Raw genomic sequence first — 19,563 nt, forward strand, 5'->3', positions numbered from 1 at the left:
GGTACCGAGCGCTCCGGTCGGCCACGCCGAGCACCCCGGCCGGCCGTCCCCGAGCCAAGAGCCGACAAGAGCCGAGGGGTTCGTCGGTCGCCGGGAGTAGGTCTTCCGCCTCATGCGGGCTTCGAGCCTGCTGGCTAGGGTCGGCGTTCATGCGGACCTCGGGGATCGTTCGCCGCCAGGCGGCGGAGCGCAGGCGCGACACTCTGGAACGGCTCGTTGCCGAGCGGGATGTGTGGGTGTCGACCGCACATCCCGATCGCGGGCCGCACCAGGTGCCCCTGTGGTTCTTGTGGGACGGGCGAGCGGTGTGGATGTGCACCAGTGCCACTTCCGTGACTGCGCGGAACGTCCGCGAGGAGCCGCGCGTGCGCCTGGCGCTGCCGGACACCTTCGACGTGGTGCTGCTCCAGGGTGAGGCGGAGTGCTTCCCGGACCAGGAGGTGCCCGAAGACGCGGCGGAGGCGTTCGCCGCCAAGTTCGGGTGGGACCCGCGCGCGGAGGAGGGTTCCTTCTTGTACGTGCGCGTGGTGCCGAAGACCGTGCGCACTTGGCGCGGTGAGCCGGAACTGCGCGGCAGAGTCATCATGCGCGACGGGACGTGGCTGGAACAGCGACCGCCCCTGGCTGACTGACGCCCCTCTCTCGGCCCCCGGTCAGGCGTGGAGGCTGGCGAGTTGACAGTCTGCATATCGTTTTTCGATACTATCGAAAAACGATATGCAGACTGAGGCTGTGGCCGGCAAGGGGAAGCAATGGGTACGAAGTCCTGGTGGAGCAGGTCCGACGATCGCCTGCTGGGGGCGGTTCTGGGTCTGGCCGCTCTGCTGGTCGGTGTCTTCGGGGTACTCGTCCCGGCCCTCGGAGTGGTCGGTCTCATCGACCCGGTGGACAGCCGCGAGGTCGAGACCGGGGCCGCGACCCGGGCGCCGGGCACCGCGTCCGACGCGGTGGCGGGCCACGGCATGACCCTCACCGGTACGCACCGGGCCGACCTCGTCCTCGCCGACCCCGACCTGGGCCAGCGCCTGCTGCTCGCCCTGCCGGGGTTCATCAGCAGCCTGTTCCTGCTCCTCGTCCTGGCCCTCCTCCTGCAGATGGCCAGGACCCTGCGCGGCGGCGACGCTTTCGCGCCGGAGAACGTCCGGCGTCTGAACGTCATAGGACTCACGGTGCTGGCACAGGCCGTCCTCTCCCCCCTGCTGCTGGCGCTCACCACACAAGCGCTGGTGAGCGGCACTCCCCTGGCCGACCTGGTCCCCTTCTCGACCACCTTCTCCGGCGAGTACGTCCTGCTCGCCTTCCTCGTCCTGGCCCTGGGTGAGGTCTTCCGGCGCGGCACGAAGCTGCGCGCCGACACCGAGGGACTGGTCTGATGCCGCCGGCGGAGGACCACCGGATCCAGGTCCACCTGGACCGACTGCTGGCCGACCGCGGCATGACCCTGTCCGAACTGGCGGCCAGGGTCGGGGTGACGGTGGTCAACCTCTCCGTCCTGAAGAACGACCGGGCGAAGGCGATCCGCTTCTCCACCCTCACCGCGATCTGCCGCGAACTGAACTGCCGGCCCGGCGACCTGCTCGACCTCCGCGAGGACTAATCCCGAGTCGCCGTCCGGGCCGAAGACGGTGCGCCGGGTGCCAAGTCCGTCAACGACGCACTCGAGGGCGGCCCGGGCTCGACAGAGGTCTTCCCCCGGAACGACCGGGCTGCCGTGGCGGGACGTCAGGGCCAGGACGCATCCGCGGCCGGAAGCCGGGCCAGGGCGTCGGCGAGTCGGTGCGCGGACACCGAGCCGATCTCGGGGAGGCCGGCCTCCGACCACGCCCGGCGGGCGGCCTCCTTGTCGCCCTCCGTCGCCCTCCGCCGCGGCCAGCACGTTCTCCTTCGCACCGGTCCCGGGGACCGGGTCGGTGTCCGGGCCGTGGTCGGTCAGGTGGACGACCGTGCGCACCTGCGTCTTGGCGTTGCCGGCCATCTGCTCGTTGACGCGGTAGACCCGCAGCCGGTGCCCGACCAGCGTGCGAGCGCGTTCGAGCATGGCCCGGCCGGCGTCGGTGTCCCCGCGGTCGGTGCGCAGGTGTTCGAGGTCCCCGGAGGTGTTGCGGACGACCAGGACGCCGCGGATGCTCGTGGCCTCGACGCGGACGGACAGCAGGGTGGCCGTGAACTGCTTCGCGGCGTCCAAGCGCTGGAGGTCCTGCCCGACGGTGTCGGCGAGGGGGTAGAGGTGGGCGGCCCGGGCGCGGACCTGTTCGGTCCAGGCGGCCTCCTCGCCCGGCGGGCAAGGACCGACCGCACGGGCGGCGGCGAGGGTGAGTTCGAGGCCGCGGGGGTTCACCCGCCCGTTCTGGCCCGCGCGACGGGCGGCCGTCGGGCCGGCACGGCTTCGATCCGCCGGCCCCGCACCCGGCCGCTCACGGCCCGGCCCCCGCACAGGCCGGTGGGAGGGGTCAGAGGCGGAAGATCTCGGCGAAGCGGGTGAGGAGGGGCGCCGGGCCCTCGATGTGGAGGCTGCCGGAGGCGAGCGCTTCGGCGGGGGTCAGGGTGCCGCGCATGAGGTCAAGGACGGGGCGGCCGGCCCGGGTTTCGATGACCAGGTCGGGGTCGGGGTGCGGGCCGTGTCCGACGGTGAGGGAGGGGCCGTCGACGGACAGGCGGAACGTGGCGTCCGCCATGCGCACCTCGTAGTCGAGGGTGTCCTCGCCGGCGGCCTCGGGGCGGAAGGCCGTGTGGAAGGACAGGGCGCGGCTCTCGGTGGTGGTGATCTCGCCGGGGCGGGGCTCGGTCATGGTCCGGGCGCCCCAGCGGCCGAGGGCGGTCACGGCCGGCTGGAGTTCGTGGCCGTGGTCGGTGAGTTCGTAGACGACGCCGCGGTCGGGGTGGGGCAGGGCGCGACGGACGGCGACGCCGTGGGCCTCGAGTTGCTTGAGGCGGGTCGCGAGGATGTTGGTGGGGATGTTCGGCAGCCCGTTGCGGAGGTCGGTGTAGCGCTTGGGGCCGAGGAGGAGGTCCCGGACGATCAGCAGCGTCCAGCGTTCGCCGACCACCTCCATCGCGCGGGCGAGGCCGCAGAACTGTCCGTACTCCTTCACCGTCATGGTTCACATCCTACTTCCTGCACCACAAGACGAACGTAGCTTGTGTTTTACAAGTAGACTTCAGTCTGCTTAGTCTTTTCCACCGGCAGGACCGACAGAGGGAGCGGGAGAGGGCATGTCCTTTCAGGCGTATCTGGACAAGATCGAGGACAAGACGGGACTGACGCCGCGTCAGTTCATCACGCTCGCGCAGGAGCGCGGCTACGACAGCCCGGACACCAAGGCCGGCACCATCCTGGAGTGGCTCAAGCAGGACTACGACCTGGGCCGCGGGCACGGCATGGCGCTCGTGCACGTCATCAAGAACGGCGCGAAGATCTCCGACAAGCACGTCGGCTCGGGGGGAACCCACCGGGACGAGTCGGACACGCTCTGGCTCGACGGCAAGGCGAACCGCCCCTGAAGCGGGCGCAGGACCCTTCCGGCGGACCGGTGTCCGTGTCCGGGACGCGCACGGGAAGGCCGCCGCTCCACCGGGAGCGGCGGCCTTTCGCGTGTGCGGGGCTCCCCTTCAGTCGGCGGCCGGCCGTCGACGGGCAGCGGCCGCCAGGAAGGCCGCGCAGAGGACTCCGAGGACCGCCAGGGCGGTTCCGGCCGCCATGGCGTCGGCGTAGCGCAGCGGTGCGCCCGCCGTCGCCGGGTAGAGGAAGGCACCGATCACGGCGATCCCGGCGGCGGCCCCCAGCTGCTGGGCGGTGCTGAGCACGCCCGAGCCGGCACCGGCGTCCCGGGGCGGCACCTGGGCGAGCACGACGCCGGTGAGGAGCGGGACGATCATTCCGTTGCCGAGCCCGTACAGCGCGAAGGAGACCGTCAGCGGCAGGACCACGGCGTCCGGCGTGCCCAGGCCGACGGTCGCGAGCGCTCCGGCGAGACCGGCCGCGGTCAGGGCGGCGGCGGCGACGAGCGCCCGGACGCCGTGGCGCCTCTGCAGGGCGGGGCTGACGCGCGATCCCACGGCGATGGCGACGGCCGCCGGGGTGAAGACCAGGCCGGCGGCGGCCGGGCTCAGGTGCGACTCGTCCTGGAGGTAGAGGCCGAGCATGACGGCGAACGGGACGCTCGACATGTACAGCAGGAAGTTCAGCAGCACGCCCAGGCCGAACGTCCGGCTGCGGAAGAACCGCACCGGGAGCAGCACGGTGCGGTTCTTCCGGCCGCGCCGCACCTGGTGTCCGGTGAAGGCGGTGAGGAGCAGGGCCGCGGCACACAGGAGGACCGGTCCGGCGGGCAGGAAACCCCCTTCCCGCAGGGCCGCGAGCGGCAGGAGGAGCAGGGCGAAACCGACGGTGCTCAGGGCGATGCCGGCACCGTCGATCCCCTGTCCGGCGGGCGGGGTGCGGTCGGCCGGTGCGGTCCGGGCGATGGCGGCGTAAGCGATCGCGCACAGGGGGACCGCGACGAGGAAGACGGGGCGCCACCCCAGGTCCAGGAGGTTCCAGGAGGGGATCGCGCCGCCGAGCACCTGCCCGCAGATCATGCCCAGGCTCATGGAGACGCCGTACCAGGACAGGGCCCTGGCCCGTTCGGCGGGCGGGAACTGGACCCGGATGAGGGCCAGTACCTGGGGCTGGAGCACGGCCGCGGAGGCGCCCTGGGCGAGGCGCGCGGCGATCAGGACGGCCGGTGACCAGGCCAGTGCGCACGCCAGGGAGGTGACGGCGAACAGGACGAGGCCGAGGCGGTACACGCGGCGGCGGCCGAAGAGGTCGCCCAGCCGTCCGCCGGTGATCAGGCCCAGTCCGTAGACCAGGCTGTAGCCGCCGACGACGGCCTGGAACTCGAAGGGCGACAGCGTGAACGACCGGTTGATCGAGGGCGCCGCGAGGTTGACGCAGAACTGGTCGAACAGGGAGAGGAAGGGGCCGACGGCCAGGGCGGCGAGTGCGTGCCACCGGCGGGGGTTCAGCGGTGCCCCCTCCGCCTCCGCGGGCGGGGCGGGGGCGCCGGCCCGGGACGGTGCGCGGCCGGTCGTGCGGGGGGCGGGAACCGTGCGGCCCGGTTTCACGAGACTCTTCTCCCAACGCGGCCGGCCATGACCGCCGGTCCGGACAGCGGGCGGATCGGCGGTTCATCCAATCCACCGGGTGCCGCGGTCACAAGCGGACCTGGCGAAGTCTTCGCAACGGCCGTCGTTCGCGGCGGCTTGTGCAACTCCGCGTGGACAGCGCCGGACCGGCGCCCACATCCTTCCCCGTGGCAGCGTCCCCTTCCAGGAAGGCTGTGCCATGGAAAGCCCTCGCTCGGCGTCCCTCCTCTCCGGGGAGAGGGACCGGCAGGAAGAAGCCCGCTCGCTGTTGCTGCGCGTGCTGGACGGCTCCATGCGTTCCGATCCGTATCCGGTGTTCGACCGGATACGTGAGAGCGGGCCCCTGTGGTGGGACGGGTCGACCGTCGTCTTCTCCTCGTACCGCCATTGCTCGGCCGTGCTGCGGGCACCGGAGGCCGTCGCCCGGGGGGCCGGTGCGTGTCCCGCCCGGCAGGGCGGTCGGCCGGGGGCGCTCGCCGTCGCCGTGGCGGGCTCACCGGAGCACGTGCGACTGCGCCGGCTGGTGGCGCGGGTGCTCACGCCGGAGCGGATGCGTGCTCTCGTCCCCTTCGTGCGCGATCTGGTCGACGACCGCCTCGACGGGGTGGCGGCACGGGGGCGGCTCGAAGCGGTCACGGACCTGGCGTATCCGCTGCCGGCGGCCGTGCTCTGCCGGCTGCTGGACCTGCCGCAGGAGGACGCGTCCTGGCTGCACCAGCGGGCTCTGCTGCTCTCCCCCGCGCTGGACCCGCACCACCTGCTGACCGGTGCCGCCCCGCCCGGAGGGGAGGCCCGCCGGCGGGCGGAGGAGGAGCTGGCCGCGTACCTCGGCGAGCTGGTGCGCTCGCGTGGCGCGCGGAGCGGCGACGATCCGCCGTCGGCGCCGGCGGGCGCGGAGGAGCCCTCCTCGGCGGCGCAGCTCGCCGCCGTGTACCGGGCGCTGCTCGTCGCGGGGCACGAGACGAGCGTCGACCTGATCTCGGGCGGCGTCCTGGCACTGCTGCGGGCTCCGCACGTGCTGAAGGCGGTGCGGCGGGACCCGCGGTACGCGGGCCGGGTGGTGGAGGAGGTGCTGCGCCTGGATCCACCGGTCCAGCTGCTCCACCGTCATGCCGCCGCCGCTCTCGACGTCTGCGGCACGCGGGTGCCCGCCGGGACCGCCATGCTGCTCCTGCTGGCCGCGGCGCACCGGGATCCGCAGGTGCGGGACAGCCCCGGGGTCTTCTCGCCGGACGGAGCCAGGACGCCGCACGCCGCCTTCGGGATGGGTCCGCACGCGTGCCCGGGCGAGCCGGTGGCCCGGCTGATCGCCGAGACGGTTCTCGTCCGGTTCGCCCAGCGGGTCGTCGGCGCCCGTTTCGCCACCGGGGCCCCGTCCTACCGACCGAACGTCACCCTGCGCGGCCTGCGGGCGCTGTGGGTGGATTCCGACGGCTTCGGCGACCGCGGTCTGCCGTGGCCGCCCGCGTGACGCACCCGCCGCTTCGCTTCTCAGCGCTCACCCATGGGAGCAAACTCGTGACAGTCCTTCACACCCTTCCGCGCACACAGACCCTGGACTGCGTGTTCGACACGCCCGCCGGCGGCGACCGGGACGTCCTGGCCGGCCGGAACGTCCTGGCCCGTATCGGGTACGGGCACCACGGCGGACGGCCGACGCTGTACCGGGGGTCCCCCCGGATCGACGTGCACATGATGACCGCGGCCGACGTGCCGTTCACGGAGGTCTGGGTCACCGATCGTCCCGTGCGCTGCGGGCTGCAGGACAACCTGGTGTACGCGGAGGACGGCGAGCACTTCTTCTGCGCGGTGCGCGTCGAGGAGAGCGGCGTGTACCGCGACGCGGTGCGGACCGCCTACGGGGCCGCGTTCCGGCTGGCCCGGCAGCAGGGGTACACCGATCTGTTCCGCATGTGGAACCTCGTCGGTGACATCACGGGGGCCAACGCCGAGGGCACGGAGATCTACCAGGACTTCTGCGCCGGCCGGGCCCTGGCCTTCGAGGAGTGGTCCGAGCACTTCGAGGGCATGCCCGCGGCGACCGGCATCGGTTCCCTGGGGACGGGCATCGACCTGTACTTCCTGGCCTGCCGTCCCGGGCGCACGACCCATCTGGAGAACCCGCGGCAGACCCCGGCCCACCGGTACCCCGACCGGTACGGGCCCCTGCCGCCGAGCTTCGCGCGCGGTACCCACCTGGCGTCCGACGGGTACGGACCGGGGGCCGTCTACGTGTCGGGCACGGCCAGCATCCTCGGCGACGACACCGTGCACCCCGACGACATCGAGCGGCAGCTGGACGTCACCCTGGCCAACATCGAGACGCTGGTGAGCGAGCAGAACCTGCGCCGGCACGCCGTCGACGCCGGGTACGGGCTGGCGGAACTGGACCGCGTCAAGGTCTACGTCCGTGACGCGGAGCACCTGCCGGCGGTGCGGGCCCGGTGCGCCGAGGTGTTCCCCGGCGGGGCGGACGTCGTGTTCCTCAACGTCGGCATCTGCCGGCCGGACCTGCTGGTCGAGATGGAGGGGATCTGCCGATGACCACCGCCCCGCCGCGTCCCGCCGACGACGCGATCGCGCCGGTCTCCGTCCGCGGGACCCGCAGCGGCAACCTGGTCGAACTGCTGGAGGAGTCCGCACGCGCGCACGGCCGGCTGGACCGCACCGCCTACCTCGACGAGAGCGGCGAGCACTCCTTCCGCTCGGTGTACGAGGGGGCGGGCCGGGCCGCCGCGGCGTTCGCGGCGCACGGTCTGGGCCCCGGCTCGCGCATCCTCATCGCCCTGCCCGACGGCATCGACTTCGTCCGGGCGTTCCTGGGCGCCGTGCGCATCGGCGCGGTGGCGATCCCCGTCAACTCGATGTTCCACCCGGACGAGATGGCGCGGGCGGGGCGCATCGCCGAGCCGGCGGCCGTGGTGGCCCCGCCGGAGCTCGAAGGGCTGTTCACCGCGCCGGTGCTGACCGCGGACCGGTTGTCGCGGGGTGGCGGTGCGGTGCCGCCGTACGCCGACTGCGCGCCGCGGACGCCGGCGTTCGCCGCGTTCACCTCGGGCACGACCGGTGACCCCAAGCTCTGCTTCCACACGCACGCCGACGCGGAGGTCCTCGACCGCGCGGCCGGCCGGGCCATCGGTGTCACCGAGGACGACGTCTGCTACTCGGTGCCGCGGATGAACTTCGCCTACGGGCTGGGCAACTCGCTGTTCTTCCCCCTGCTGCGGGGAGCCGCCACCGTGCTCACCGCCCGGCGGCAGGCCCCGGCCGACTGCCTGGCCCTCCTCGCGCGGCACGGCGTGAGCGTCTACTACAGCCAGCCCACCTTCTTCGCGCACCTGCTCGCCCACCCCGACGCGGAAGGTGTCCTCGGCCGCCTGCGGGTGGCGGTGGTCGCGGGGGAGGTGCTGCCCCGGGCCCTGGAGCGACGGCTGCGCCACCTCCTGGGCGAGCGCCTGCTCAACGTGTACGGCACGACCGAGATCGGGCACGCCCTGCTGGCCAACGGGGCCGGGGCGTACCGCGAGTTCACCCTCGGCAGGGTCCTGGCGCCCTACCGGCTGCGGATCGTCGACGAGCGGGGCCGGCCGGTGGCCGCCGGCACCGAGGGCCGGCTCGAACTGGCCGGGCCCACCATCGGTCCGGGCGTCGCCCGGGGAAGCGACGTCCCGCTGCGGACGGCACCCGAGGAGTGGTACGCCACCAGCGACGCCGCGACGGCCGACTCCGACGGGTTCGTCACCGTGCACGGGCGTCTGGACGACGTGGAGATCGTCGGGGGCGTCAACGTGCATCCCGGCGAGATCGAGGACCGCCTCATGGAGCACCCGGCCGTGAAGGAGGCGGCGGTGTGCGCGGTGCGGCACGACAACGGCGTCTCGGCGCTGCGCGCCTTCGTCGTCCTGCGGGCGGGCGTCGACGCCCGCCCGCAGGGAGTGCGGCAGGCGCTGCTCACCACCGCCCGCACCACGCTGACCTGGTACAAGGTCCCCGAGGACGTCGTCTTCGTCGCGTCCCTGCCCCGCAATCACACCGGCAAGCTGCTGCGCCGCGCGGTCCGTGCGCGGGCGGCCGGCGGTTCGTTCCAGCCCTGAACACCTGCTGCCCTGCCCGACCCGTCCGCCGGTCCCTCGTCGAGTCCGGCCTCGTCCACCTGGAGTGAGAGCGTTGACAACAGCTGACACCGGCACCGCCACGGTCGTCTTCGACGGCGAGAGCCTCACCACCGACGCGGTGAGCCGCGTCGCGGAACCGGGAACGCCGGTGGAGGTGTGCCCGGACGCCGCGGCCAAGGCGCTCAAGAGCCGCGCGATGCTCGAGGACCTGGCGGAACAGAACGTCCCCATCTACGGCGTGACCACGGGCTACGGCGAGATGATCTACATGCAGATCGACAAGTCGAAAGAGGTCGAGCTGCAGACGAACCTGGTGCGCAGCCACAGCGCCGGTGTGGGTCCGCTGTTCGCCGAGGACGAGGCCCGGGCCATCGTGGCGGCGCGTCTGAACACGCTGGCCAAGGGGTACTCCGCGGTCCGGCCCGAGATCCTGGACCGCCTGGCGCTGTACCTGAACGAGGGCATCACCCCGGCGATACCGGAGATCGGGTCGCTCGGCGCCAGCGGTGACCTCGTTCCGCTCGCCCACCTCGCCGGCACCCTCATCGGCGAGGGACAGGTGCTGCGCGACGGCAAGCGCCGTGAGACGGGCGCGGTGCTCGGCGAGCTGGGGATCGCCCCGCTCCAGCTGCGCTTCAAGGAGGGCCTGGCGCTGATCAACGGGACCTCCGCCATGACGGGTCTGGGCTCGCTCGTGGTGGAGCGGGCGTTCACCCAGGTCCGCCAGGCGGAGATGGTCTCGGGCCTGCTCAACGACGTGCTGCGCGGCTCCAGGAGCCCGTTCCTGGCCGAGGGCCACAACCTCGCCCGGCCGCACCGGGGGCAGATCGACTCGGCGGCCAACATGCGGACCCTGCTCGCGGGCAGCCGCCTGGCCCTGGACCACGCGGACCTGCGCCGTGAACTGGAGGAGGCCAGGGAGGGCGGCGGTGACGTCCAGCGCACCGACGTGTACCTGCAGAAGGCGTACACGCTGCGCGCCGTGCCGCAGATCCTCGGGGCGGTCCGGGACACGCTCGGGCACGCGCGGGAGCGGCTGGAGACCGAGCTCAACTCCGCGAACGACAACCCGCTGTTCTTCGAGGGCGAGGAGATCTTCCACGGGGCGAACTTCCACGGCCAGCCGATCGCGTTCGTCATGGACTTCACCACGATCGCGCTCACGCAGCTCGGGGTGCTGGCCGAACGGCAGGTCAACCGGCTGCTCAACCGGCATCTCAGCTACGGCCTGCCGGAGTTCCTCATCGCCGCCGACCCGGGCCTGCACTGCGGTTTCGCCGGCGCGAACTACCCGGCGACGGCCCTGGTGGCGGAGAACCGGACCATCGGGCCCGCCAGCACGCAGAGCGTGCCGTCCAACGGCGACAACCAGGACGTCGTCAGCATGGGCCTGATCGCGGCCCGCAACGCCCGGCGGGTGCTGCAGAACAACAACCGCATCCTCGCCGTGGAGTTCCTCGCCGCGGCGCAGGCCGTGGACGTGTCACGGCGGTACGAGGACCTGAGCCCGGCGAGCCGGGCCACGCACGACGCGGTGCGGTCCCTGGTGCCCGCCCTGGGCGTGGACCGCTACATGGCCGACGACATCGAGCTGATCGCCGCGGCGCTGTCGCGGGGCGAGTTCCTGCGGTCCCTGCTCCGGGAGGGAATCGCTCTGCGCTGACCCGGCGCGACGAGGCGCGTGGGGGGCGGTGCACAAACCGGTGCACCGCCCCCCACGCCGCGTTCGGGGCCTCTTCCCGGTCCCGGAGACACCGCACGTCTTCCTTCCGTAACCCACTCCTCAAGGAAAGGCATGCTCATGACACAACTGACGCAGCGTCCTCCCCTGGACGCCTCGGACCCGCGGCGCACGCGCACCCCGCGTGAGCCCTCGTTCTTCTTCAACGGCCACGCTCCGCGGCGGCGGATGCTGGTCGCCGCGGTCAGCGCCCTGTTCGGCTTCGCCCTGACGGTGGTGTGGTCGGCGGAGTTCGTCGACCGGACCATCGGCGACAACGTCGCGGACGCCCTGCTCGGCCACCACGCCAAGGACACCCCCATCGCCGGTGTCCTGGCCGGTCTGGCGTTCGCCGTGGCGACCGGGGTCGCGGGCACGTTCACGGCGTGCAACGTCGCCGTGTTCAGCGCGCTGGCCCCGCTGACGGGCGGACCGTCCTCCCCGCTGCGGCGGCTGACCGCCGCCCTTCAGCCGCTGAGCAGGCTCGCCGCGGGTGCCGTCACCGTGTCGGCGCTGTACGGGGCGCTCGTGGCGCTGGTCGGCGCCGGCATGCCGCAGTTCGACGAGAGCGCGCCGGGCAGCGGGCTGTCCGGCCGTCTGATCCAGGCGATGGTGGTGTACGGGCTCATCGGCCTGGCCATGCTGGTGCTCGGACTGTCCTCGCTGGGCGTGGTGAAGGACCCGCTGGCGCGGCTGTCGCGGCGCTTCCCCGGCGCGCCGATGCTGTTCATGGGCGCCCTGATCGGGGCGTTCCTCATCGGCCGTCCGTTCCCGTTGTTCCGGCAGTTGTTCCGGGACGCGGCCGAGAGCGGCAACCCGCTCTACGGGGCGACGGCGTTCGTGCTGCAGACGCTCGGCAACCTCGTCGTCGTGGCGGTGCTGTTCCTGCTGGTGACCGTCGTCCTCGGAGACCGGCTGCACCGCTGGCTGACGGCCCGGCCGAGCCGCGCGTCGGCACTGATGGCGGCGGCGTTCATCGCCGCCGGCGTCTTCATGATCATGTACTGGGACCTGCGCATCCTGGCCCGCCGCGACCTGATCTGGTACCCGATGGCCCCCTGGGCCCACTGAGGACGTACGGGAAACGGACCGGCCGGGTGCGCGGGGTGCGCACCCGGCCGGTCCGTGTACCGCGGACGGTTCGCGGGGCCTTCGGGGCGGTGCCCGAGCGGGTCAGACCCCGGCCTTCTGCGCCGGCTCGCCCTCGGCCACGCCCTCGGCCTCGGGCACGCTCGCGCCCTCCGCCGTGGTCTCGCCCTCCGCCGTGGCCTCCTCCTGGCCGACCGGCGGGATGTGCCGCATCAGGACGACGAAGAAGGCGCCGGCGACGGCGATGAGGGCCGCGCTGACCCCGGCCACCGTGTGCAGACCGCTGGTGAAGGCCACCCGCACGGGCTCCAGCAGCGTGTCGGCGAGCGGTCCCGGCAGCGAGTCGGCGGCGGCCGCGGCACCGGCGACGCTGTCGCGGGCGGCGTCGGCGGCCCCCTCGGGCACCTCCGCCGGGACGGTGTCGGCGATGTCGCCCCGGTAGACGGCCAGGCCCAGGGTGCCCAGGGTCGCCACCCCGAAGGCGGCACCGAACTCGTTGCTCATCTGGGACAGGGCCCCGGCCGAACCGGCCTTCTCCGCGGGAACGGTCCCCACGACCATGTTCGTGCCCAGCGCCACGATCGGGGCGCCGCAGAAGGAGAAGACGGCGAACCCGACGATCAGGACGGCCGTGCCGGACTGGGCGTCGAGCTGGGTGAAGGTGAGCAGGACGGCGGTCACGCCCGCGATGCCGGCGCCGATGACGTACGCGGGACGGATCTTGCGGGCGATGATCGGGCACACCGCGAAGGCGACGGTGGCCGCGGCCATGCCGGGCAGCATCCCCAGGCCCGCCTCGAACGGGGACATGCCCTGCGCGGCCTGGAAGTACTGGGTCATGAAGAGCATGACCACACCGCCGATGAGGCTGTACGCGAGCAGGCTGAGCAGCGCGGCGGTGAACCGGCCGTGGGTGAACAGCGTGACGTCCAGGAGCGGGCTGCTCAGGCGGCGCTGGCGCTGGACGAACAGCACGCCCACGACGAGGCCCGCGACCAGCACGGCGGCGGGCAGGGCCGCCCAGCCGTCGCGGGCGAGTTCCTTGATGCCGTAGATGACCGGGACGGTGCTGCCCAGGCTCAGCAGGACGCTCGCCGGGTCGAGGCGGCCGGCCCCGGGGTTCTTGAACTCGGGCAGGACCCGCGGGCCGACGATCAGGGTGAGCGCCATGACCGGGACGCCGATCAGGAACAGCGAGCCCCACCAGAAGTACTCCAGCATCACGCCGCCGAGCAGCGGGCCGACGATCGCGCCGATGGTGAAGCAGCTGGCCCACAGGCTGATGGCGACCGTGCGCTGCTTGGCGTCCTGGAACATGGTGGTGATGAGGGCCAGGGTGGACGGTGTCAGGGCGGCGCCGGCGATGCCCAGGAGCACGCGTGCGGTGATGAGCATGCCCGGGCTGGTGGCGAAGGCGGCCATCAGGGAGGCGGCGCCGAACGCGGCCGAGCCGATCAGCAGGAGCTTGCGGCGGCCGATGCGGTCGCCGAGGGTACCCATGGTGACCAGGAAGCCGGCGACCATGAAGCCGTAGATGTCCATGATCCACAGCTGCTGGTTGGAGTCGGCGCCGAGATCCCCGCTCAGGTGCGGCAGCGCCAGGAGGAGTACGAAGACGTCGAGGGCCACGAGGAGGGTGGGCAGGGCGAGGACGCCCAGCCCGATCCATTCCTTCCGCCCGGCTTTGGGAGCACCGCCTGCAGTCATGTGCCTGTTACTTCCCCTCGTCGTGGGTCGTGCGCGGGTGGGTGTGGTGGTGCCGGTGCGGGAGGCACGGATGTGCGCCCGCCCCTGCGCGTGCCCGTGCGCATGCCTGCCGTCGGGCCCACCCGCCACCGTCCTCCGGAGCCCGTCGCGCCCGCATCTCCCTGCGTGCTGAATCCGCATGCGGAACCGCGGGTTTCATGAAGCAACTTGGAAGATGCCCAGGCCGAAGCGGGGCCCGTAACGTCATGGACACGGCAGCCGGAACGCCCGGCTCACTTCATGACCCGCAGGGAGTCAGGACATGACCGTCAAGAACAAGCTCGGCCTCATCACCCGTGTCGGCGCCACCGCGGCCCTCGCGATCGGGCTGGGCGCCGCCGTCGTCCCGAGCGCGTCGGCCACGGCCGCGGCCCCGGTCGTCACGGTGACGCCGGCCACGGGCCTCACCGACGGTGCCACGGTCGCCCTCAAGGCCACGGGGCTGACGCCGGGGACCCTCTATCACGTGGGCCAGTGCGCCTTCGTCGAAGGCGGCCAGTACGGCTGCAACAAGGCCACCGCCGTCGACGTCGTGGCCGACTCCGCGGGCAACGTCAACACGAAGATCGTCGTGAACCGGACCTTCCAGGCCGTGGTCGGCTCCGCCACCACCCCGTGGGGCCCCGTGGACTGCAAGGCCACCGCCTGCCAGGTGGGCCTGGGCAGCGACCGGGGGGAGGGCGGCGGCCAGGCGATCACCTTCTCCTGAGACACGACCACCCCCTGAGGCCCGGTCGGTTCACCACCGTCACCCCGCTCTCCGTTCCTCTCCGCGCCGCCCGTCCCCTCCGGGCCGGGGCGGGGAGGGGCGGAGAGCCGCTTCATCCGCGCGGTTCGGTGCCGGGACGACAGCCGCGCCGGCGCCGCGCGGGACGGGGCCTGCCCCGTACGGGGCAGGGCCGGACCGCCGCGGCGGGCAGGGGTGCGGGCGGCGCGGGCGTGTCGGACCCGGCGGGGAGCGCGGATGCACCGGGCTCGGCGGGCGGCGCGGGTGTGCCGGGCCCGGTGGGGAGCGGGGGAACGGTGGCCTCCGAGGGCTCCTGGGCGTCCGGCAGGCCGATGTCGAAACTGCGCCAGACCCAGGCCCAGGCCGCGGCCCGCAGGAAGGGCCCGTCGGGGCCGTCGTCGGGACGGGCGACGGGCGGCACGGTCATCCTCCGGCCTTCGCCGGCGGGCCGTCGGTTCCGGTGCGGGACGCCGGAGGACCGTAGCGGACACCGGTCAGCGCCTCCGACAGCTCCCACAGGCGGACCTGCGCCAGGGCGTCGCGCGACGCACGGCTGGAGGCCGCGGGGGCCGGCGTGCCCCGGCTCTCGAACCGTTCACCCGGTCCGAGGTACGTTCCCCCCGCCAGCAGGGGATCGGTGACGGCCCGCAGCACCGGCCAGGCCGCCCGCTCGGGCGGCTGCGCCAGCAGCCGCAGCGCGACCCGGCTCACCGGACGCAGCCACCCCGGCGCCGCCCCCTGCCACAGGGCGGTCGCCGACAGGCCCGGATGCGCGGCGACGGAGAGGGTCACGGCACCGCTGCCGGCCAGCCGCCGCTGCAGCTCCCGGGCGAACATCAGATTCGCCAGCTTCGACCGGCCGTAGGCGGTCGACGAGCGGTGACCGGTCGTGCTCCGGGCCCCCGCTTCGTCCGTCGCGCCCCGGCCGGCCCGGTGGGCGAGGCTGGACACCGTCACCACGCGGGACCCCGGGACCCGGCGCATCAGGTCCAGCAACAGCCCGGTCAGGGCGAAGTGCCCCAGGTGGTTGACGCCGAAGTGGGGCTCGAAGCCGTCCTCGGTGCTCGCACGGGAGGGGAACATCACCCCCGCGTTGTTCACCAGCACGTCGAGCCGCTCGTGCCGGCGCCGTACCTCGTCCGCGGCCCGGCGCACCGAGTCCAGCGAGGCGAGGTCGAGGCGGACGACCTCGGTGCGCCCGCCGACGCGGGCGGCGGCCGCCCGGCCCCGTGCGGTGCTGCGACAGGCCAGGACGACGTGCGCGCCGCGCTCGGCGAGCGCCCGGGCGACCTCGAACCCCAGGCCGCCGCTGCCGCCGGTGACCAGGGCCGTCCTGCCGTTCTGGCCGGGGACTCCGGCCGGGGACCAGTCCACGTGAGTCCTCCTCAGTGGTGGTGCGCGCCACGGAAGTGTCAGAGCGCGGCTCCGTAGCCGTGACGGACGATGACGTCCGCCGCGACCTCGTAGTAGGCCGGGTCGGAGGGCACGTCGGTGGCCAGGCCGCTGACATAGCGGTTGTACATGCAGAAGGCCGCCGCGATCAGCACCGTGTCGTGGAGGTGGCCGTCGGTGGCGCCCTCGGCGCGTGCGGCGCGGACCGCCTCGTCGGAGACGGGACGCGCCCGGGCCTGCACCTCGGCGGCGATCCGCAGCAGGCTCTTCAGCAGTGCGGACACGGGAGCACCCGCCGGATCGGCGAGGACCGCCCCCACCACCTCGGCACCGCCCTCCAACTGGGCGGCGGCGAACGCGCTGTGGGAACGGGCGCAGAACGGCGTGCTGTTGAGGTGCGAGACGTAGGCGGCGATCAGCTCGCGCTCTCCGCGGGTCAGCGGCGAGTCGCCGCTGCGCAGCAGCGTCTCCGCGAGCCGGTTCAGGGGGGCGCCGGTGTCGGGACGCTGGGCCATCAGGCCGCTGATGCCGGGCAGGTCGTTGTCGATCGCGATGTGCGTCATCGCGGCACCCTTCGCTCGGGCGGGCTCGGTCGGTGCCATCGTCGGCAGCGGGGTGCGGGGCGGCCAACTCCGAGCGTGCGCACCCGCACGGGGACCCGGCGTGCGGTCGACAGGTGAGCACGCCGGGAGTTGGCCGGGGCCCGTGCCGCTTCCCACGATGGGCACCGACCGGCCGCCCGCGACGGCGGCGGCCGGCCCTCCCCCGTCCACCGTCCGCCCCGGCCCGCACGACGAGGCCGGCCGGCGGGTCACGTCCCGCGGCCGCGCCGACGCGGTCCGAAGGAGTCCCATGCCCGTGTCCGTGTCCGCGCCCGCGCGCGAGAAGGCCCACCGGCGCTCGGTCGCCGCGACGGTCGTCGGTAATTTCGTCGAGTCCTTCGACTGGCTGGCGTACGGACTGTTCGCGCCGCTGTTCGCCGCCCGGTTCTTCCCCTCCGGCAACACCCTGACCTCCGTGCTGGGGGCGTTCGCGGTCCTCGGTGTCGGTGTCCTCATGCGGCCGCTCGGCGGCCTCCTGCTGGGCCGGTTCGCCGACCGGCGCGGCCGGCGGCCGGCGCTGATGCTGGCCGTCTCCCTCATGGCGGGCGGCTCGTTCCTCATCGGGGTCACGCCGACGTACGAGCACATCGGGCTGCTCGCCCCGCTCGTGCTGCTCCTCGCGCGGATGGCCCAGGGCATCTCGCACGGCGGCGAGTGGCCGGCCGCGGCCACCTATCTGATGGAGGTCGCGCCGGAACGGCGCAAGTGCACGTACGGCAGCCTGTTCTCGGTGACCACCTGTGCCGGCGCGTTCACCGCCTCCCTGCTGGGCGGCGGGCTGACCGCCGCGGTCGGCTCCGAGGCCATGGCGGCGTGGGGGTGGCGGGTGCCGTTCCTGGTCGGGGGTGTCCTCGGCCTGGTGCTGCTGGTGCTGCGCACCCGGCTGACCGAGACCGACGTGTTCCGGCGCGAGGTGAGCAGCCGGGCGGGCCGCGGATCGGTGCGCCGGGTCCTGGGCACGTACCGGCACCAGGTGCTGCTCGCCGTCCTGTTCGTGGCCGGCACGGGCACCGTCGGCGGCACCTGGACCGCGGTCGTCCCCGCCCTGGGCGGGCGGCTGGCCGAACCCGGCACGATGATGTGGGTCGCCGTGACCGCCACCGCGTTCCTCATGGTGGTCAACGTCCCGCTCGGTCTGCTCGCCGACCGGATCGGGGCCGCCCGCTTCCTGGTCGTGGCGAGCGTGGTCTTCGCCGTGGCGGGCTCCTGGTCGTACCTGACGATGCGGGGCACCTTCGCCAGCCTGCTGCTCGCCTACGGTTCCGGCGTGCTCTACCTGACGTGCGCGACCACGGTCCTGCCCAAGCTCCTGACGGAGATCTTCCCCCCGCAGGTGCGTGCCCTGGGCATCGGGCTGCCCAACGCCGTGACCAGTGCCGTGCTCGGCGCGGTGATGCCGGTGTCGGCCGCCTTCGCCGCCGAGCGGGACGCCTCCGGCTGGTTCATCGCCGCGGTGATGGCGGCCGTCCTGCTGTCGCTGCCGGCGGCGGTGCTCTCCCGCCGTCCGCGGGCCGTGCGCCCCGTGCTGGAACGGACCGGGCTGACGCTCACCAAGTGACGGGTCCGGGCCGGGACGTCGGGGACGTCCCGGCCCGGAACCCCGCGTGTGCCGGGGCGCGGCGGCGGGAGAGGATCACAGTTCCGGTTCCCGGTGGAAGTACGTCATCGCCCGTTCGCCCCGGACGCCGAGGGCCCGGTGCAGGGCCTCGGGGTCGAGGAGTTGGGCCGTGTCGACGGCGATGAGGGCCTGTACGCACTGCCGCCGGCGCAGTTCCGCGAGTGCGGCGGCCATCAGGGAGAGGCCGACGCCGAGTCCGCGCGAGGCGGGGGCGACGGCGGCTTCCAGGATGCGGCCCTGGCCGCTCGCCGCCTGCGCGAGGACATGGCCGACGGGGTGCCCGGCGATCTCCATGAGCAGTGCGAAACCCGAGAGCTCGCCCAGCCGCCGGATCCGGGCGCGGAACAGGGCCGGATCGTGCGTCTTGGGGCCCCTGGCGCGGCTGCGCAGGTGCAGGTCGTGCAGCACGTCGGCGTCCTCGGCCGGCACGGCCGGCCGGATGTGCCCGCCTCGGGGCAGGGGCGCCGGCGGCATCCCGCGCGACAGGTCGACGTCGTACTGGGTGATCGTGGCGCCGCGTTCGAACCCGGTCTCCTCCAGGACGTGGGGGAGCACGGTGTCGCCGCCGAGGACCCCGCCGACATCGAGGCCGAACGCGGTGCCGCGCGCCAGCGCGAGCGCGTCGGTGCGGTCCAGCAGGTGCAGGATCATGAACCGGGCGGCCGCGGCGCTGCGCGGGCCGGGCCGGACGGTGAGCGCCGCGTCGGCGTCGGTGCCTCCGCCCAGGGCCAGCGAGGCCCATGCCAGCAGTTCGTGGCCGGGCCCGGTCAGGCACCAGCTGTGGTCCTCGTAGTGCGGGTGCGAGATCGTCAGCAGGATGTCCTCGCGGGTGCAGGCGGCCGTGCCCGTGCTGCCCTCCTCGTACGCCCTGACCAGGCGCACCAGTGTGTCCACGGGGACGTCGGCGGAGCGTCTGAGGACGAATTCTCCGGGCAGGGTCATGGAAGTTCGTGCCCCCTTTCCTGGGGGATCGGTCGTGGGTCGGCGGGTCGTCACCCGGGGCGGCCGACCGAGGAAGGGACGGCGCCACGGCCGGGGCAGCGGTCCCGGCCTCGGGGCGGGCCGCGGGGCGGGCAGCGGGCGTTCGCCGGACGTGCCGCGAGCCGCCCGGACGCCGTCAGCGTCTGCGGCGGCCGGTGTGGGTGTGGGTGTGGGTGCGGGTGTGCACCGATCCGCCGGAGGGCCTGAGCCCGGCGGACGGCCGGCGCGGTAACGGACGGGGGCCGGTGTGCGGGCACCGCGCCGTGCGGACCCGGCCCGCGGGGGACGGCCGGAGCCGCGGGGGCCGTTCGCCCGGGCGCCCGGAGTCCGCCGCCGTGCGGCAGGGGGCGCCGAAGCGGCGTCCGTCGCACACCACGCCCCCTCACCGCCCTTCGCTCCGGCCAAGATCCCTCGGCGTAGTCGGATGCTACTTGGCCAAGTGGGGC

At 73.6% G+C, this 19,563-nt stretch carries 18 protein-coding genes; 11 read left to right on the forward strand and 7 right to left on the reverse strand.

Translation table 11 applies throughout. The annotated features are described in order from the left end of the window. Positions 1–149 precede the first annotated feature (149 nt). The 3 genes from B7L92_RS10485 to B7L92_RS10495 all read left to right on the forward strand — a co-directional run bounded on the left by B7L92_RS10485 (position 150) and on the right by B7L92_RS10495 (position 1,597). Complete coding sequence (locus B7L92_RS10485) at positions 150–632, forward strand: pyridoxamine 5'-phosphate oxidase family protein (RefSeq protein WP_081237151.1); 483 nt, start codon at positions 150–152, stop codon at positions 630–632. A gap of 120 nt (positions 633–752) precedes the next feature. Then, a complete protein-coding gene (locus tag B7L92_RS10490) occupies positions 753–1,373 on the forward strand; it encodes a DUF2975 domain-containing protein (RefSeq protein WP_081237152.1) in 621 nt (206 codons plus the stop codon). Beyond that, entirely contained in the window at positions 1,373–1,597 is a 225-nt protein-coding gene (locus B7L92_RS10495; RefSeq protein WP_081237153.1) for a helix-turn-helix domain-containing protein, read from the forward strand. The genes B7L92_RS10490 and B7L92_RS10495 overlap by 1 nt, the downstream gene beginning before the upstream one ends. Positions 1,598–2,450: 853 nt before the next feature. On the opposite strand, the gene B7L92_RS10505 is transcribed toward B7L92_RS10495, so the two are convergent. Next, positions 2,451–3,098: a winged helix-turn-helix transcriptional regulator gene (locus B7L92_RS10505; RefSeq protein ID WP_081237155.1), complete on the reverse strand. Its 648-nt coding sequence runs from the start codon at positions 3,096–3,098 to the stop codon at positions 2,451–2,453. Between the two features lie 115 nt (positions 3,099–3,213). On the opposite strand from B7L92_RS10505, the gene B7L92_RS10510 reads away from it, so the two are divergent. Beyond that, positions 3,214–3,501: a DUF4287 domain-containing protein gene (locus tag B7L92_RS10510; protein WP_081237156.1), complete on the forward strand. Its 288-nt coding sequence runs from the start codon at positions 3,214–3,216 to the stop codon at positions 3,499–3,501. A 108-nt stretch (positions 3,502–3,609) separates the two neighbouring features. On the opposite strand, the gene B7L92_RS10515 is transcribed toward B7L92_RS10510, so the two are convergent. After that, positions 3,610–5,106, reverse strand: coding sequence for an MFS transporter (locus tag B7L92_RS10515; protein WP_255310850.1), 1,497 nt, complete (start codon positions 5,104–5,106; stop codon positions 3,610–3,612). Positions 5,107–5,326: 220 nt separating this feature from the next. Between B7L92_RS10515 and B7L92_RS10520 the strand changes: the two genes are divergently transcribed. The 5 genes from B7L92_RS10520 to B7L92_RS10540 all read left to right on the forward strand — a co-directional run bounded on the left by B7L92_RS10520 (position 5,327) and on the right by B7L92_RS10540 (position 12,033). Beyond that, entirely contained in the window at positions 5,327–6,598 is a 1,272-nt protein-coding gene (locus B7L92_RS10520; protein ID WP_081237157.1) for a cytochrome P450, read from the forward strand. 92 nt (positions 6,599–6,690) lie between these two features. Further along, positions 6,691–7,671 carry an FkbO/Hyg5 family chorismatase gene (locus B7L92_RS10525; RefSeq protein ID WP_255310851.1) on the forward strand — a complete coding sequence of 327 codons (981 nt, stop codon included), beginning with the start codon at positions 6,691–6,693 and terminating at the stop codon, positions 7,669–7,671. Continuing rightward, positions 7,668–9,221 (forward strand): class I adenylate-forming enzyme family protein, encoded by a 1,554-nt coding sequence (locus B7L92_RS10530; protein ID WP_081237159.1) that lies wholly within the window; start codon positions 7,668–7,670, stop codon positions 9,219–9,221. The genes B7L92_RS10525 and B7L92_RS10530 overlap by 4 nt, the downstream gene beginning before the upstream one ends. A 73-nt stretch (positions 9,222–9,294) precedes the next feature. Then, on the forward strand, positions 9,295–10,905 hold the full coding sequence (cmdF, locus tag B7L92_RS10535) for a tyrosine 2,3-aminomutase (RefSeq protein ID WP_081237160.1): 1,611 nt from the start codon (positions 9,295–9,297) through the stop codon (positions 10,903–10,905). A 138-nt stretch (positions 10,906–11,043) separates the two neighbouring features. Further along, a complete protein-coding gene (locus B7L92_RS10540; protein ID WP_081237179.1) occupies positions 11,044–12,033 on the forward strand; it encodes a hypothetical protein in 990 nt (329 codons plus the stop codon). Between the two features lie 102 nt (positions 12,034–12,135). Here the strand turns inward: B7L92_RS10540 and B7L92_RS10545 are convergent, their stop codons facing one another. Continuing rightward, positions 12,136–13,758: an MFS transporter gene (locus B7L92_RS10545; RefSeq protein ID WP_081237161.1), complete on the reverse strand. Its 1,623-nt coding sequence runs from the start codon at positions 13,756–13,758 to the stop codon at positions 12,136–12,138. A 301-nt stretch (positions 13,759–14,059) separates the two neighbouring features. Here B7L92_RS10545 and B7L92_RS10550 point away from each other — a divergent pair, with 301 nt between their 5' ends. Then, complete coding sequence (locus tag B7L92_RS10550; RefSeq protein ID WP_081237162.1) at positions 14,060–14,506, forward strand: enediyne antibiotic chromoprotein; 447 nt, start codon at positions 14,060–14,062, stop codon at positions 14,504–14,506. A gap of 112 nt (positions 14,507–14,618) precedes the next feature. Here B7L92_RS10550 and B7L92_RS43510 read toward each other — a convergent pair whose 3' ends face one another. From B7L92_RS43510 to B7L92_RS10565, 3 genes are read right to left on the reverse strand one after another with little or no spacing between them, the layout of a single operon-like run. Beyond that, positions 14,619–14,951, reverse strand: a complete 333-nt coding sequence (locus tag B7L92_RS43510; RefSeq protein WP_081237163.1) for a hypothetical protein — start codon at positions 14,949–14,951, stop codon at positions 14,619–14,621. Then, the gene (locus B7L92_RS10560; RefSeq protein WP_081237164.1) at positions 14,948–15,898 is read right to left on the reverse strand and encodes an oxidoreductase; all 951 of its coding nucleotides are present in this window, start codon (positions 15,896–15,898) and stop codon (positions 14,948–14,950) included. Before B7L92_RS10560 ends, B7L92_RS43510 begins: the two co-directional genes overlap by 4 nt. Before the next feature lie 38 nt (positions 15,899–15,936). Further along, positions 15,937–16,479, reverse strand: coding sequence for a carboxymuconolactone decarboxylase family protein (locus tag B7L92_RS10565; RefSeq protein ID WP_081237165.1), 543 nt, complete (start codon positions 16,477–16,479; stop codon positions 15,937–15,939). 289 nt (positions 16,480–16,768) lie between these two features. Here B7L92_RS10565 and B7L92_RS10570 point away from each other — a divergent pair, with 289 nt between their 5' ends. Further along, positions 16,769–18,076, forward strand: a complete 1,308-nt coding sequence (locus B7L92_RS10570) for an MFS transporter (protein ID WP_174703947.1) — start codon at positions 16,769–16,771, stop codon at positions 18,074–18,076. 75 nt (positions 18,077–18,151) lie between these two features. Here the strand turns inward: B7L92_RS10570 and B7L92_RS10575 are convergent, their stop codons facing one another. Further along, positions 18,152–19,078 carry a GNAT family N-acetyltransferase gene (locus B7L92_RS10575; protein WP_081237166.1) on the reverse strand — a complete coding sequence of 309 codons (927 nt, stop codon included), beginning with the start codon at positions 19,076–19,078 and terminating at the stop codon, positions 18,152–18,154. Between the last annotated feature and the right edge of the window lie 485 nt (positions 19,079–19,563).

This window comes from Streptomyces viridosporus (assembly GCF_002078235.1).
GTDB classification, from domain to species: domain Bacteria; phylum Actinomycetota; class Actinomycetes; order Streptomycetales; family Streptomycetaceae; genus Streptomyces; species Streptomyces viridosporus.